Origin of the sequence: Microlunatus aurantiacus (assembly GCF_039536605.1) — a bacterium.
Lineage (GTDB): Bacteria > Actinomycetota > Actinomycetes > Propionibacteriales > Propionibacteriaceae > Microlunatus > Microlunatus aurantiacus.
This window is the reverse complement of the sequence record NZ_BAAAYX010000013.1, coordinates 228,154-240,822: the sequence shown is the minus strand read 5'-3', so window position 1 is coordinate 240,822 and position 12,669 is coordinate 228,154. Positions and strand designations below refer to the sequence as shown.

Annotated in this window: 17 protein-coding genes; 11 read left to right on the top strand and 6 right to left on the bottom strand. The window is 69.4% G+C overall.

Features of this window, described 5'->3' with window-relative positions; all coding sequences use genetic code 11:
* Position 1: 1 nt before the first annotated feature.
* Positions 2 to 301, top strand: coding sequence for a hypothetical protein (locus tag ABD714_RS15005; protein WP_344813190.1), 300 nt, complete (start codon positions 2 to 4; stop codon positions 299 to 301).
* A gap of 3 nt (positions 302 to 304) precedes the next feature.
* Here the strand turns inward: ABD714_RS15005 and ABD714_RS15000 are convergent, their stop codons facing one another.
* From ABD714_RS15000 to ABD714_RS14980, 5 genes are all read right to left on the bottom strand, one after another.
* Positions 305 to 793, bottom strand: coding sequence for an NUDIX hydrolase (locus ABD714_RS15000; RefSeq protein ID WP_344813189.1), 489 nt, complete (start codon positions 791 to 793; stop codon positions 305 to 307).
* Positions 794 to 795: 2 nt separating this feature from the next.
* The gene (locus tag ABD714_RS14995; RefSeq protein ID WP_344813188.1) at positions 796 to 1,740 is read right to left on the bottom strand and encodes a beta-ketoacyl-ACP synthase III; all 945 of its coding nucleotides are present in this window, start codon (positions 1,738 to 1,740) and stop codon (positions 796 to 798) included.
* A 179-nt stretch (positions 1,741 to 1,919) separates the two neighbouring features.
* Positions 1,920 to 2,093 (bottom strand): hypothetical protein, encoded by a 174-nt coding sequence (locus tag ABD714_RS14990; RefSeq protein ID WP_344813187.1) that lies wholly within the window; start codon positions 2,091 to 2,093, stop codon positions 1,920 to 1,922.
* A 32-nt stretch (positions 2,094 to 2,125) separates the two neighbouring features.
* Positions 2,126 to 3,133, bottom strand: coding sequence for an aldo/keto reductase family protein (locus tag ABD714_RS14985; RefSeq protein ID WP_344813186.1), 1,008 nt, complete (start codon positions 3,131 to 3,133; stop codon positions 2,126 to 2,128).
* A gap of 244 nt (positions 3,134 to 3,377) precedes the next feature.
* A complete protein-coding gene (locus ABD714_RS14980; RefSeq protein ID WP_344813185.1) occupies positions 3,378 to 3,947 on the bottom strand; it encodes a DUF3043 domain-containing protein in 570 nt (189 codons plus the stop codon).
* A 223-nt stretch (positions 3,948 to 4,170) separates the two neighbouring features.
* Here ABD714_RS14980 and ABD714_RS14975 point away from each other — a divergent pair, with 223 nt between their 5' ends.
* From ABD714_RS14975 to ABD714_RS14965, 3 genes are read left to right on the top strand one after another with little or no spacing between them, the layout of a single operon-like run.
* Positions 4,171 to 4,998 carry a PspA/IM30 family protein gene (locus ABD714_RS14975; protein ID WP_344813184.1) on the top strand — a complete coding sequence of 276 codons (828 nt, stop codon included), beginning with the start codon at positions 4,171 to 4,173 and terminating at the stop codon, positions 4,996 to 4,998.
* Entirely contained in the window at positions 4,995 to 5,279 is a 285-nt protein-coding gene (gene pspAA, locus ABD714_RS14970) for a PspA-associated protein PspAA (RefSeq protein ID WP_344813183.1), read from the top strand. Before ABD714_RS14975 ends, pspAA begins: the two co-directional genes overlap by 4 nt.
* A gap of 34 nt (positions 5,280 to 5,313) precedes the next feature.
* Positions 5,314 to 6,168, top strand: a complete 855-nt coding sequence (locus ABD714_RS14965) for an oxidoreductase (protein ID WP_344813182.1) — start codon at positions 5,314 to 5,316, stop codon at positions 6,166 to 6,168.
* A 6-nt stretch (positions 6,169 to 6,174) separates the two neighbouring features.
* Here the strand turns inward: ABD714_RS14965 and ABD714_RS14960 are convergent, their stop codons facing one another.
* Positions 6,175 to 6,714, bottom strand: coding sequence for a DinB family protein (locus ABD714_RS14960; RefSeq protein WP_344813181.1), 540 nt, complete (start codon positions 6,712 to 6,714; stop codon positions 6,175 to 6,177).
* A 63-nt stretch (positions 6,715 to 6,777) separates the two neighbouring features.
* Between ABD714_RS14960 and ABD714_RS14955 the strand changes: the two genes are divergently transcribed.
* From ABD714_RS14955 to ABD714_RS14925, 7 genes are all read left to right on the top strand, one after another.
* A complete protein-coding gene (locus ABD714_RS14955) occupies positions 6,778 to 7,830 on the top strand; it encodes a glycerate kinase (protein ID WP_344813180.1) in 1,053 nt (350 codons plus the stop codon).
* A 120-nt stretch (positions 7,831 to 7,950) separates the two neighbouring features.
* The gene (locus ABD714_RS14950) at positions 7,951 to 8,310 is read left to right on the top strand and encodes a HesB/IscA family protein (RefSeq protein WP_344813179.1); all 360 of its coding nucleotides are present in this window, start codon (positions 7,951 to 7,953) and stop codon (positions 8,308 to 8,310) included.
* Between the two features lie 346 nt (positions 8,311 to 8,656).
* A complete protein-coding gene (ctaC, locus tag ABD714_RS14945) occupies positions 8,657 to 9,532 on the top strand; it encodes an aa3-type cytochrome oxidase subunit II (RefSeq protein ID WP_486348155.1) in 876 nt (291 codons plus the stop codon).
* The gene (gene ctaD / locus ABD714_RS14940) at positions 9,529 to 11,331 is read left to right on the top strand and encodes an aa3-type cytochrome oxidase subunit I (protein ID WP_344813177.1); all 1,803 of its coding nucleotides are present in this window, start codon (positions 9,529 to 9,531) and stop codon (positions 11,329 to 11,331) included. The genes ctaC and ctaD overlap by 4 nt, the downstream gene beginning before the upstream one ends.
* Complete coding sequence (locus ABD714_RS14935) at positions 11,328 to 11,723, top strand: cytochrome c oxidase subunit 4 (protein WP_344813176.1); 396 nt, start codon at positions 11,328 to 11,330, stop codon at positions 11,721 to 11,723. The genes ctaD and ABD714_RS14935 overlap by 4 nt, the downstream gene beginning before the upstream one ends.
* Positions 11,724 to 11,823: 100 nt before the next feature.
* Positions 11,824 to 12,096, top strand: a complete 273-nt coding sequence (locus tag ABD714_RS14930; RefSeq protein ID WP_344813175.1) for a DUF2277 domain-containing protein — start codon at positions 11,824 to 11,826, stop codon at positions 12,094 to 12,096.
* A 94-nt stretch (positions 12,097 to 12,190) separates the two neighbouring features.
* Entirely contained in the window at positions 12,191 to 12,613 is a 423-nt protein-coding gene (locus ABD714_RS14925) for a response regulator (RefSeq protein WP_344813174.1), read from the top strand.
* Positions 12,614 to 12,669: the final 56 nt, after the last annotated feature.

The following is a 12,669-nucleotide window of genomic DNA, read 5'->3' as shown; positions in this document are numbered from 1 at the left end:
CATGACCGGACGTCGTCTGTCCCACCTGCTCCTCGCCCTGGCCGGCCTGCTGGTGGCGCTCTACCCCTTCACCCTGGGGGCCGATCCCACAGTGAGCTGTCGGGGGGTGGAGCTGAGCCCCGGGCAGAGCTGCGCCAAGGCCGACGGCAGCGCGGCGCAGAGCTATGAGGCCAGGGCCGCCGACGCGCGCAACGCCGCCCCGGTGATCGTCGGCGTCGGACTGCTGGTGGCCGCCTTCGGCGCCGGCCTCTTCGTCGCCGACGTCCGACGCGATCGGCGGGTCACAGCTGCGGAGAGCTGAGGGTCAGCCGGCGGTGAGGAAGGCGCAGGCCTGATCGGCGGACAGGGCCGCCGCGATCCGTTGCCGCCCCCGCTCGCTGAGGTCAGCGGGCAGGGCGTCGAGGTCGAACCAGCCGACCGCCAGCGACTCGTCGTCACCGACCGCCGCCTGTCCGGAGGCGTAGCGGCAGCGGAACGTCATCGAGATGTACTGACAGCGATCACCGTTCGGGTAGGTGACCTCCGGATCGGCGATCAGGCTGACCAGCCCTTCGACGACCACCCTGACCCGGGTCTCCTCCCAGAGCTCTCGGGCGAGGCTGTCCGCCGGCTGCTCACCGGGTTCGACGATCCCGGCCGGCAGGCTCCAGCGGCCGTTGTCCGACCGCTGCCCCAACAGGATCTGCTCGTGCCCGGGATCGCCCCGCAGCACGACACCGGAGACCCCCGGCAACAGCAGCGGTCGGTGACCCCAGACCTCCCGCAGCTCGGTGATGTAGGCGGGTGTCGGCATGCTCAGGGCATCCGGATGATCTGACCCGCGTACGCCAGCCCGCCCCCGAAGGCGAAGAGCAGCACCGGTGCTCCCGAGGGGAGCGGCGCCTTCTCCTGCAGCTTGGACAGGGCGAGCGGGATCGACGCGGCAGACGTGTTCCCGGACTCGGTCACGTCGGTGGCGACCACGGCGTTCACCGCCCCGATCTTGGCCGCGAGCGGTTCGATGATGCGCAGGTTGGCCTGGTGCAGCACGATCGCGGCCAGGTCCTCGGGAGCCAGAGACGCCTTGTCGATGACCTCGCGGGCGATCCGCGGCAGCTCGAAGGTGGTCCAGCGGTAGACGGCCCGCCCGTTCTGGGCGAACTTGTCGCCACCGGAGCGCTCGATCCTGACGGCGTCGCCGAGCTCGGGGACACAGCCCCACAGCACCGGGGAGATGTGCTCCTCGGGGTCGGCGGTGAGGAGGAACGCCCCGGCTCCGTCCGCGGTCAGCACGCAGGTCGTGCGGTCGGTGAAGTCGGTGACGTCGGTCAGCTTCTCCGCGCCGATCACCAGGGCCGTGGTGGAGGCGCCGGCAGCGATCGCGTGCTGCGCGATCGCGACGGCGTGCGGGAAGCCGGAGCACGCCGTGTTGATGTCCATGGTGGCCGGGGCCCCGGGGATCCCCAGCCGGTGCGCGACCCGGGCGGCCATATTGGGGGAGCGGTCCAGGGCGCTGCAGGTGGCCACGATGACCAGGTCGATCTGGTCGGCGGTCATCCCGGCCTTGGCCAGGGTGTCCAGCGCCGCCTTCTCCGCCATCACGTCGACGGTCTCGTCAGGCCCGGCCCACCGGCGTTCCCTGATCCCGACCCGCCGCTGGATCCACTCGTCGCTGGTCTCCACCATGGTCTCCAGCTCGGAGTTCGGGACCACCCGCTCCGGCTGGAAGTGCCCGACCGCCACCACTCGCGACCCGGTCACGAACGCGCCTTCTCGATCATGACCGGAGCGTATCGCCACCCTGACACGCGGTCGCAGCCGTCTCGGACGACCCCATCGGACGACCCAGCGGTCGACCCGGCCTGGACCCGGTCGGGCCGGATCAGGCCGGGGTGACCTGCGCGGGACGGCTCCGAGCCAGGCGGGTCACTCGGGGTCGGTCACTTGGGGTCGAGTGACATCGGACCGTAGACGAGACGGTCCTCCTCGTAGAGGCGAACGGCCCTGACCCCCGCCTCGCGCAGCTCGGGATAGAACTCCCCGAGCCAGGTCTCGGCATCGCCCTGACTGTGCCACCGCTGCTCCAGATCGGCCGGGATCGGTGGTTCGCCCACCCAGCGCCACGCCATCGTCGTCCCCGTCCGGCTCAGGTGAGGCGTTCGGTCGGGGAGGCCTTGCCGACGACCGACCCGTCGCGCTGCACAGCGTCGCCGAGCGCGTCGTCGATGCCGGCGAGCGTCTCGGCCGACAGCTTCTTGCCGGCCGCCTCGACGTTGGCGGTGATCTGCTCGGGACGCGAGCCACCGGTGATGGCAGAGGCGACGTTGTCGTTCTGCAGCACCCAGGCCACGGCCAGCTGCGCCATGGTCAGCCCTTCGGCCTCGGCCAGCGGCTGGAGCTTCTGGACCCTGGTCAAGGTGTCGTCGGTCAGCAGGTTCTTGATGAACGCCGAACCGCTCGGGTCGGTCGCCCGAGAGCCTTCCGGCACCGGCTGACCCGGCTGGTACTTGCCGGTCAGCACGCCCTGGGCGATCGGGGAGAAGACGACCTGGCTGATGCCCAGCTCACGGCTGGTCGGCACGACCTCGGCCTCGATCACCCGGTAGAGCGCGCTGTACTGCGGCTGGTTCGACACGAAGGGGATCCGCAGCTCGCGGGCCAGCGCGTGACCGGCGCGCAGCTGGTCCGGGGTCCACTCGCTCACCCCGATGTAGAGGGCCTTGCCCGCGCGGACGACGTCGGCGAAGGCCTCCATCGTCTCCTCGAGCGGGGTGAAGTGGTCGTACCGGTGCGCCTGGTAGAGATCGACGTAGTCGGTCTTCAGCCGCTTCAGCGAGCCGTTGATGGACTCGTGGATGTGCTTGCGGGACAGCCCGGTGTCGTTGGGTCCCTTGGGACCGGTCGGGAAGTAGACCTTGGTGAAGATCTCCAGGCTCTCGCGCCGCTGGCCGTCGAGCGCGTCCCCCAGGATCTCCTCCGCCTTGGTGTTGGCGTACACGTCGGCGGTGTCGAAGGTCGTGATGCCGGCCTCGAGGGCGGCCCGCACGCAGACGGCCGCCTTCTCGGCCTCGACCTGGGAGCCGTGGGTGACCCAGTTGCCGTAGCTGATCGCCGAGACCTTCAGCCCGCTGTTGCCGAGATACCTGAACTCCATCGTCGTCTTCCACTCCTACGTACGTCGTCGTCGAGCCAGCAGGACACCGACCCGACGTCAGACCATACTCAGCCGCACCGACAGGAACCGAGCGAGCGCTAGCGAGCGAGCCCGTCGCGAGCGGCCGTGCAGCGAAGCGCCCGGCTCCCCGAACGGGCGCAGCGAGTCGGCCCCGTCGCGAGCGACCGCGCAGCGGAGCGCCAATCGGCCCGCAGCGGAACAGCGAGTGACGACCAGCACAGGACTAATACGCATCTCCGCGCTTGATCCGCGGGGCGGGGATCCGGAACCGGCGGATCTGGATCATCCGGTTCATGCCGTACATCAGCAGACCCTTCGGCGACACCCGCGGCAGCCGCTCGGCCAGCACCCGCTTGAACCCGCGCCACATGATGAAGCCGTCGGCCAGCACGGCGAGGATGTAGACGTACATCGTGATCGTGGCGAACAACGTCATGGCCGGCCAGACCGAGTTCAAGAAGCTGAGCGCGAGGATGATCACCAGCGACGGGAGAAGGAACTCACCGACGCTGAAGCGGGCGTCGATGTAGTCGCGCATCAGCGCCTTCTCCGGGGTGGCCTCGCGGGCGTTCAGGCTCCGCATCCGCTCCGCCCGGTTCTTGGCCGCGTTCTCCTTGCGGGCCTCCTTGGGGGAGAGCTGCCGCGTCACCCGCTGCCGGCGCAGGGCCTCGGCCTCCCGGCGCGACGGCGTGGGCCCGCTCTTCTTCCGTCCGGACTCGGCGATCGTGGTCGGCAGCCCGTCGTCGGGCTCCGACTCCGGGTCCTGCGACTTGTTCCGACGGAAGAGTGCCACTGCTGCCTCTCGATGGTGCGTCCGTTGAGCACCCCGGCCGGATGGGCCACCGGGCTGGGTGACGAGGGTGGTCGTCCCTGGATTCTGTCAGGGGATACCCGCGATCTCGAATCTCGCGGCCGGTTCGGTGTCGCGGTTTCGGCGACGGGGATACGGTAGAAGCCTGTGCACGACCGCTCCGGGCGCACGGTCCGGGACTCCGAAGGGACCAGTTGAGGACACGATGGCCGGCATCTTCCAGCGAATGTCATTGATTTTCCGCGCCAAGACGGACAAGGCCCTGGACAAGTTCGAGGATCCGCGCGAGACGCTCGACTACTCCTACCAGCGTCAGCTCGATCTGCTGCAGAAGGTGCGCCGTGGGGTGGCCGACGTGGCGACGAGCCGCAAGCGGGTGGAGCTGCAGGCCAACGGCCTCAACACGCAGGTGGAGAAGCTGACCGAGCAGGCGCAGAAGGCGCTCGAGGTCGGCCGCGAGGACCTCGCCCGCGAGGCCCTGACGCGGCGGTCCGGTGTCCAGCAGCAGCTGAGCGACCTCCAGGTCCAGCACGCGCAGCTGCAGGGCGAGGAGGAGAAGCTCACCCGGGCCAGCCAGCGGCTGCAGGCGAAGGTGGACTCCTTCCGCACCCGCAAGGAGACGATCAAGGCCACCTACTCCGCCGCCGAGGCCCAGACCCGGATCAACGAGGCGTTCTCGGGGATCAGCGAGGAGATGGGCGACGTCGGCCTCGCCATCCAGCGGGCCGAGGACAAGACCCAGCAGATGCAGGCGCGAGCTGGCGCGATCGACGAGCTGCTCGCGTCCGGTGCGCTGGACGACCCGACCGGCACGGCCAAGGACGACATCACCCGCGAGCTCGAGCAGCTCGCCTCCACCTCCGAGGTCGAGGACGAGCTGAGCCGGATGAAGGCGCAGCTCGGGGCCGGACCGGCGAGCGCGCCGCAGGCCATCGAAGGGGCCGGCCAGCCTCCGGTCGCGCAGCCGGTGCAGAACCAGACGTACGCCCCGCCGCCCGCCGCCCCCCAGCCCAACCAGGGGGACCTGCGATGATCGTCCGGATCCTCAGTGAGGGTCAGTGGCGGATCGAGAGCGACGCACGGAACGCGCTGAACGCTCTCGACGATGCGGTCGAGGCCGCGGTCAAGGTCGGGGACCAGGATCAGCTGGCCCAGGCGCTGCGGTCGCTGCACGACCAGGTGCGTGCCGTAGGGGTCGTGGTGCCCGACGACGAGATCACCGACTCCGACCTGATCCTGCCGGACGTGGACGCCTCGCTCGACGAGGTGCGTGCCCTGCTCAGCGAGAGCGACGAGGGCCTCATCCCGAACTGAGGTCCGCTTTTCGGGCGCGACTAGGGTCGTGATCATGGAACTGTTCCCCCTGGGCCCGTACGAGGTCTCCCGTGTCGGCTTCGGCGCCATGCAGCTGCCCGGCCCCGGGGTGAAGGGTCCGCCGAAGGACCGCGACCAGGCTCTGGCCGTGCTGCGGCGGGCGGTGCAGGCGGGCGTCAACCACATCGACACCGCCCAGTACTACGGCCCCGACGTCTCCAACGAGCTCATCCGCGAGGCACTGCACCCGTACGCCGACAACCTGGCCCTGGTCTCCAAGGTCGGGGCCCGGCGCGACGAGAAGGGCGGCTGGATCCCCTGGGACGCGCCCGACGAGCTGCGCCAGGGGATCGAGGACAACCTCCGCAGCCTGCAGACCGAGCGCCTGGCGGCGGTCAACCTGCGGATCATGGACAGCCCCGGGCCGGACCAGAAGTTCGACGACCAGCTGACGGCGATGATCAAGGCCCAGGCGGACGGGCTCATCGCCGGCATCGGTCTCAGCACCATCACCGTCGAGCACCTCGAGCACGCCCTCCAGCGCACCGACGTGCTGTGCGTGCAGAACCCGTACAACCTGCTGGAGCGTGAGTCGCAGCCGGTGCTGGATCTCTGCGCGGACTACGGCATCGCCTTCGTGCCCTACTTCCCGCTCGGCTCCGCGTTCCGGGCGAAGAACCCGGTGCTCAACCACCCCGAGGTGGCGGCGGCCGCGGAGCGGCTCGGCCGCACCCCGGCCCAGACGGTGCTGGCCTGGACGTTGACCCGAGGAGCGAACGTGTTGTTGATCCCCGGCACCTCGTCTCTGGCCCACCTGGAGGAGAACCTCGCCGTAGCCGACATCGAGCTCGACCCGGAGTCGAAGACCGCCCTGGACGGGCTGGCCTGAGTCGGCTCAGGCCCGCAGACAGAGGTCGCGGAGAAGGGCGATCTCCGCGAGGTGGTGGATCAGCTCGCGGTGGATGTGGAGCACCAGGTCGGCCATCGGCGACGCCTCGAAACCGGGCTCGCCGCAGGGGGCCACGAGTGCCTCCGGGCTGAGGGCGCGGACGCCGGTGATCCACCGGGCGTAGTACCCGTCCAGCAGGTCGAGTGACCGGTCCGCCGAGATCGGGTAGTCGAACTCCTGGTACGACACCGGTGGACCGCCGAAGTAGCGCCCGTTCCGCTCGCCCAGCACGCCGACGATCACGTGCCCGAGTCGCCAGGCGATCGTCGTCACGGGGGCCGGCGAGGGTTCGGGCTGGTCGAAGTCGATGACGAAGTCCCCGGCGCCCACCGGCATCGCCACCGCCTCGGCGCGGGGCCGGATGCTCCAGCAGCCGGCCACCGGCTCCCAGAGGTACTCCCGGTCGGTGAGCCCGTCGAGGCGGGGCCGTGCCTGGTGCTGCCAGTGCCAGTCGATCTGATCAGCGAGAGAGGTGGTCCAGTCCATGGTGCGAACCTGCCACCGCCCACCGACACTCCTGCTGCGTCACCGCCTGACAGGATGCCTGCCGTGCGTGTGCTGATCTGTCCCGATCGGATGGGGGCCCTGTCCTCGGCCGAGGCAGGGCGTGCGCTGGCCGAGGGCTGGCCGGACGCCGAGCTCCGTCCGGTGGGTGAGGCGGGTCGGGGGTTCGTCGAGGCCACCGCCGATGGTGGCGGTGGCACCCTGCAGCGCGCGGTCTGGGACGGCCTGCCGGTCGAGTGGGCGTGCGACGGGACCGACGCCGTGCTGGCCGTGAGCGGGGTCGGCGGTGCAGCCGTGGAGGGCAGCCCGATCCCGTACGGGTCCGGCTCGACGCTCCTCGGCCGAGCCATGGCGACGATCCTGACCGAGCAGCGCCCCCGCCGCCTGCTCGTCGACCTCGCCGGGATCGACGTGCACGACGCCGGAGCGGGGCTGCTGGCCGGACTCGGCGCACGGTCGTCGGGTGCCGACCTGACGTTCGGTGTGGCCGGGTTGGCCGGACTCTCCGCGGTGGATCTGGGCCCCGCCCGGGATCTGCTCGACGGTGTCGAGCTGGTCGGGGTGGTTCCGACACCCGAGCGGGAAGCCCAGCTGCTGGGCCTGCGCGGGATCACGTCCCGGCGCGGCCGGGCGGCAGGCGAGGACCCGGCCCCGCTGCTGGCCGCGGACTCGGCCCTGCAGCACCTCACCGAGCTGGTGGCGCCCGGGCAGGCAGGGGTTCCCGGCGCCGGTGCCTGCGGGGGCCTGGGGTGGGTCGTCCTCGCTCTCGGCGGACGTCTGGCCACCGGGCCCGACCTCGCGCTGGCCGATCCGGGTCACCGACCGGATCTGGTGGTGTCGGGATGCGGTGTGTTCGACTTCGCGTCGCGGGGCGGGGGAGTGGTGGCGGCCGCGGCTCGGATCGCCGCCGACCACCTCGCGCCGTGCGTGATCGTGGCCGGCGAGGTCCTGATCGGCGCCCGGGAGATGCGGACCATGGGGATCGAGGCCGCGTACCCGATCCGGGTCTCGAGCCTGGACCACCCCACCGGCGGCGACCTGACGGCCGACGAGATCGCGCAGGCCGCCGTGCGGGTCGCGCGCAGCTGGCACTGGTGACCCCCACCACACGATCTTCCGACCCTCGCGGTACCGGTCTAGACTGACTGGTGGATGATGTCCGCCCTCGGGGGTGGGCTCACCCCAGACCAGCGAGTTCCCACCCCTGTGGAGAGTGATATGACGGCAATCGACCAGAGCACCACCCCCGTCTCGGACGGAGTCATCCTGAGCGAGGGTGCGGCCGGCAAGGTCAAGGCCCTGCTCGAGGGTGAGGGCCGCGACGACCTGGCCCTGCGGATCGCGGTGCAGCCCGGCGGCTGCTCGGGGCTGCGCTACCAGCTGTTCTTCGACGAGCGCAGCCTGGACGGGGACATCGTCGCCGACTTCGGCGGGGTCAACGTGGTCACCGACCGGATGAGCGCTCCGTACCTGATGGGCGCCACGATCGACTTCGTGGACACGATCGAGAAGCAAGGCTTCACGATCGACAACCCCAACGCCACCGGATCCTGCGCCTGCGGGGACAGCTTCCACTGAGTCCTCCCGGCCCGGCCACGTGCCGACCGGTCCCGAAGCTCCCTGCCCCTTCTCGGGGCGGGGAGCTTCGTCGTTCTCCGGGTGATGCGACGAGCCAGGGTGCCTCTGACCCGCCCCCCGGAAGAGAACCAACGACGTGTCCAGCACCCGTCAGCGCCACGGCATCGCCACGAGCGACCGGCGCGACCCACTGCCACCGTCGCCGGTGATCTCCTGCGTTATGGTTTCCCAAGAGGACTGGCTCCCCCCGCGACCCTCGCACCCGAACTCTTGTCGGGTCATCGCCGGGGACCGGCTGGGACTCCCGGCTCAAACCGACGAAAGGCGCGATGTGGGTGGCGTGGAGATGCCTGAACTGACGCGGCGGTCACGCCCGTCAGCTCGATGGCAGCAGCTGCGACGACCGGCAGCGGTCGCCGGGGGGCTGAGCATGCTGTTCCTGGCTTCCTGCTCCATCCAGGACACCACCAACGAGTTCCAGCGGCTGGGTCTGCCGGAACCGGCCAGCAGCAACGCCATCCCGATCGGTGACCTGTGGATCGGCACCTGGATCGCGGCGGGTGCCGTCGGCATCCTCGTGTGGGGACTGATCGGTTGGGCGGTGCTGCGGTACCGGCGGCGGTCGAACCTGCTGCCACGGCAGAACCGCTACAACCTGCCGATGGAGATCATGTACACGATCGTCCCGTTCGTGATCATCGGCGTGCTGTTCTACTTCACCGTCATCGCCCAGAACAAGGTGCTGGAGCGGGATCCGGACCCGGCCGTCACCGTCGAGGTCGTCGGCCAGAAGTGGTCGTGGACCTTCAACTACAAGTCGGCCGACAACCCGGACGTGGGCACCGACGTCTACAACGCCGGCACGATCAGCGAGACCCCGGACCTCTACCTGCCGGTCGGGCAGCGGGTCCAGTTCGATCTCCGGTCACCCGACGTCATCCACTCCTTCTGGGTCCCGGCCTTCTACCAGAAGATGGACGTCGTCCCCGGTCGCGACAACTCCTTTCAGACCACGCCCACCAAAGAGGGTGTGTTCGCCGGCAAGTGCGCGGAGCTGTGTGGCACCTACCACTCGGCGATGCTGTTCAACGTCCACGTGGTGAGCGAGGCCGAGTACACCGCCTACCTCAAGACACTGGTGGCCAAGGGTCAGACCGGTGAGGCCACGGGACCCGCCAACGCCAACAAATTCGGCCCAGCCGGTGAGGGGCAGACCCGATGACCACGATGCAGCGCACGGTGACCGGAACCGAGGTCGCCGAGCCGACCCGGGCGCTCGGCACCAAGGTCTGGAAGTGGACGACCACCACCGATCACAAGGTGATCGGCAACCTGTACTTCGTCACGTCGCTGCTGTTCTTCGCCTTCGGCGGTGTGCTGGCCCTGGCCATCCGGGCCGAGCTGGCGTTCCCCGGGCTGCAGTTCCTGTCCTACGAGACCTACAACCAGTTCTTCACCATGCACGGCGCGATCATGCTGCTGTTGTTCGCGACCCCGCTGTTCGCCGGCTTCGCCAACGCGATCATGCCGCTGCAGATCGGCGCCCCGGACGTCGCGTTCCCGCGACTGAACATGTTCTCGTACTGGCTCTACCTGTTCGGCGGTCTGATGGCCTGCTCGGGCTTCCTGACCCCGCAGGGAGCGGCCAGCTTCGGCTGGTTCGCGTACGTACCGCTGAGCGACGCGGTGAACTCGCCCGGCGTCGGCGGCGACCTGTGGATCATGGGCTTCTACATGGCCGGCCTCGGCACCATCCTCGGCTCGGTCAACTTCGTCACCACGATCATCTGCATGCGCGCCCCGGGCATGACCATGTTCCGGCTGCCGATCTTCACCTGGAACATCCTGGTGACGTCGATCCTGGTGCTGATCGTGTTCCCGATCCTCGCGGCGGCCCTGCTGGTGCTGGAGGCGGACCGGGTCCTGGGCGCGCACATCTTCGACGCGGCCACGGGCGGAGCCATGCTCTGGCAGCACCTGTTCTGGTTCTTCGGGCACCCCGAGGTCTACATCATCGCGCTGCCGTTCTTCGGCATCATCACCGAGGTGCTGCCGGTCTTCAGCAAGAAGCCCGTGTTCGGCTACATCGGTCTGGTCAGTGCGACCCTGCTGATCGCCGCCCTGTCGGTGGCCGTCTGGGCGCACCACATGTACGTGACGGGCGCGGTCAACCTGCCGTTCTTCTCCTTCATGACGTTCCTCATCGCGGTCCCGACCGGAGTGAAGTTCTTCAACTGGATCGGCACCATGTGGGGCGGCAACATCACGATGGCGACGCCCATGCTCTGGGCGGTCGGCTTCCTGACCACGTTCCTCTTCGGTGGTCTGACCGGTGTGGTGCTGGCCAGCCCGCCGCTGGACTTCGCGCTCTCCGACTCCTACTTCGTGGTCGCTCACTTCCACTACGTGGTGTTCGGCACCGTCGTGTTCGCGATGTTCGCCGGCTTCTACTTCTGGTGGCCGAAGTTCACCGGGCACATGCTGGACGAGCGGCTCGGCAAGATCCACTTCTGGCTGCTGTTCGTGGGCTTCCACACCACCTTCCTCGTCCAGCACTGGCTCGGGGTCGAGGGGATGCCGCGGCGCTACGCCGACTACCTGCCCAACGACGGCTTCACCGTCTTGAACCAGGTCTCGTCGGTCGGGGCGATCCTGCTGGGTGCGTCGATGCTGCCCTTCGTCTACAACGTGTGGAAGAGCCGCAACAACCCGAAGGTCACCACCGACGACCCGTGGGGTTGGGGTCGGTCGCTCGAGTGGGCGACGTCCTGCCCGCCGCCTCGGCACAACTTCGCGTCGTTGCCCCGGATCCGTTCGGAGTCCCCGGCCTTCGATCTGCACCACCCGGAGGTGGCGTTGGCCGAGTACCCGGCGAACGACGCCGACGCGGGCGACTTCGCCGGCGCCGACGCGCCGGATGACGCCGGACGGGTCGAGGAGCTCCAGGCTCGGATGGCCGGCGAGTCGGACGACGTGATCGGTCAGTCCACCGATCAGACCAAGGGAGAGGGCGGCAAGTGAAGGTCGAAGCCTGGATCTTCGGGGCGCTGGTCATCTTCCTGGTGATCGTGACGCCGGTCTACTGGTTCATGAGCCACGAGATCACCGGCACCGTCGCCCTCATCCTGACCTTCTTCCTGGTCCTGATGATCGCCGGGTACCTGGCGCTGATCGCCCGGCGGATCCCCGCCCGCCCGGAGGACCGCAAAGACGGTGACATCGCGGAGGGCGCCGGCGAGCTCGGCTTCTTTCCGCCGCACAGCAAGTGGCCGCTCTTCTGCGCCCTCACCTTCGGCCTGTTCATCCTCGGGCCGATCTTCGGGTGGTGGCTGTCGATCCTGGCCACCGGCATCGCCGTGGCCACCATCACGGGCTGGATCTACGAGTTCTACCGCGGCGACTACGCGCACTGACGGTCGTCACTCGGGAGCCGTCTCGCTGACGCTCGTCGGCGGGGCGGTTGTTGGTTGCTGGGGCTCGTCTCCCCCTGGGGCGACGGCTTAGGCTCGGGGCATGTGCCGGAACATCCGTCAGCTCCACAACTTCGAGCCACCGGCTACGAGCCGTGAGGTCCACGAGGCAGCCCTGCAGTACGTCCGCAAGATCGCCGGGACCACGAAGCCGTCCCAGGCGAACCAGGAGGCCTTCGACGCGGCGGTGCACGAGATCGCTCACGCCACCGAGCACCTGCTGGCTCACCTGAGCACCTCGGCACCCCCGAAGAACCGCGAGGAGGAGGCCCTCAAGGCGCGGGCGCGGGCAGCCAAGCGGTACGCGACCGCCTGAGGTCGCCTCCACTCACCGGGGGGACACTGGTGCGCCGCCGGACCCCGGATCTACACTCGTCCCGAGCAGGATTCGACAGGCGAGGCGGCGGATGATGTCGACGGCGGCAGGCTCGGCCGGTGGTGCTGCGCACCCGGCGCGGCGACCCGTGCTGCTGGTCGAGGACAACCCGCTGAACCAGATGGTGGCCGAGGGCATGCTCCGGCTGCTGGGCGAGACCAGCAGGTGCGTGTCCAACGGGCTCGAGGCGGTGGAGGAGCTCAGTGCCACGCCGTACGCGATCGTGTTGATGGACGTCCAGATGCCCGAGCTCGACGGCTACCAGGCCACCCGGCGGATCCGCGCTGAGCTGCCGGCCGAGCAGCAGCCCTACATCATCGCGTTGACCGCCAACGCCATGGCCGAGGACGCCGAGCGCTGTCGGGCCGCCGGCATGGACGACTACGTGGCGAAGCCGCTGACCAAGGACGCTTTGCGGGCGGCTCTGGAGCGCGCGGCGCGCGCGCCCCGCGCCTGATCTGATCGTCTGGTCCGCGTATGATCTCGATGTCGTTCGTCGCGCTCGGGGCCCGA

Excerpts from the sequence above, each read along its gene's own strand:
- ABD714_RS15005 (WP_344813190.1), top strand. The coding sequence starts at position 2 with ATGACCGGACGTCGTCTGTCCCACCTGCTCCTCGCCCTGGCCGGCCTG.
- ABD714_RS15000 (WP_344813189.1), bottom strand. The coding sequence starts at position 793 with ATGCCGACACCCGCCTACATCACCGAGCTGCGGGAGGTCTGGGGTCAC.
- ABD714_RS14985 (WP_344813186.1), bottom strand. The coding sequence starts at position 3,133 with ATGGAGTTCAGGTATCTCGGCAACAGCGGGCTGAAGGTCTCGGCGATC.
- ABD714_RS14975 (WP_344813184.1), top strand. The coding sequence starts at position 4,171 with ATGGCCGGCATCTTCCAGCGAATGTCATTGATTTTCCGCGCCAAGACG.
- pspAA (WP_344813183.1), top strand. The coding sequence starts at position 4,995 with ATGATCGTCCGGATCCTCAGTGAGGGTCAGTGGCGGATCGAGAGCGAC.
- ABD714_RS14965 (WP_344813182.1), top strand. The coding sequence starts at position 5,314 with ATGGAACTGTTCCCCCTGGGCCCGTACGAGGTCTCCCGTGTCGGCTTC.
- ABD714_RS14960 (WP_344813181.1), bottom strand. The coding sequence starts at position 6,714 with ATGGACTGGACCACCTCTCTCGCTGATCAGATCGACTGGCACTGGCAG.
- ABD714_RS14950 (WP_344813179.1), top strand. The coding sequence starts at position 7,951 with ATGACGGCAATCGACCAGAGCACCACCCCCGTCTCGGACGGAGTCATC.
- ctaC (WP_486348155.1), top strand. The coding sequence starts at position 8,657 with ATGCCTGAACTGACGCGGCGGTCACGCCCGTCAGCTCGATGGCAGCAG.
- ctaD (WP_344813177.1), top strand. The coding sequence starts at position 9,529 with ATGACCACGATGCAGCGCACGGTGACCGGAACCGAGGTCGCCGAGCCG.
- ABD714_RS14930 (WP_344813175.1), top strand. The coding sequence starts at position 11,824 with ATGTGCCGGAACATCCGTCAGCTCCACAACTTCGAGCCACCGGCTACG.
- ABD714_RS14925 (WP_344813174.1), top strand. The coding sequence starts at position 12,191 with ATGTCGACGGCGGCAGGCTCGGCCGGTGGTGCTGCGCACCCGGCGCGG.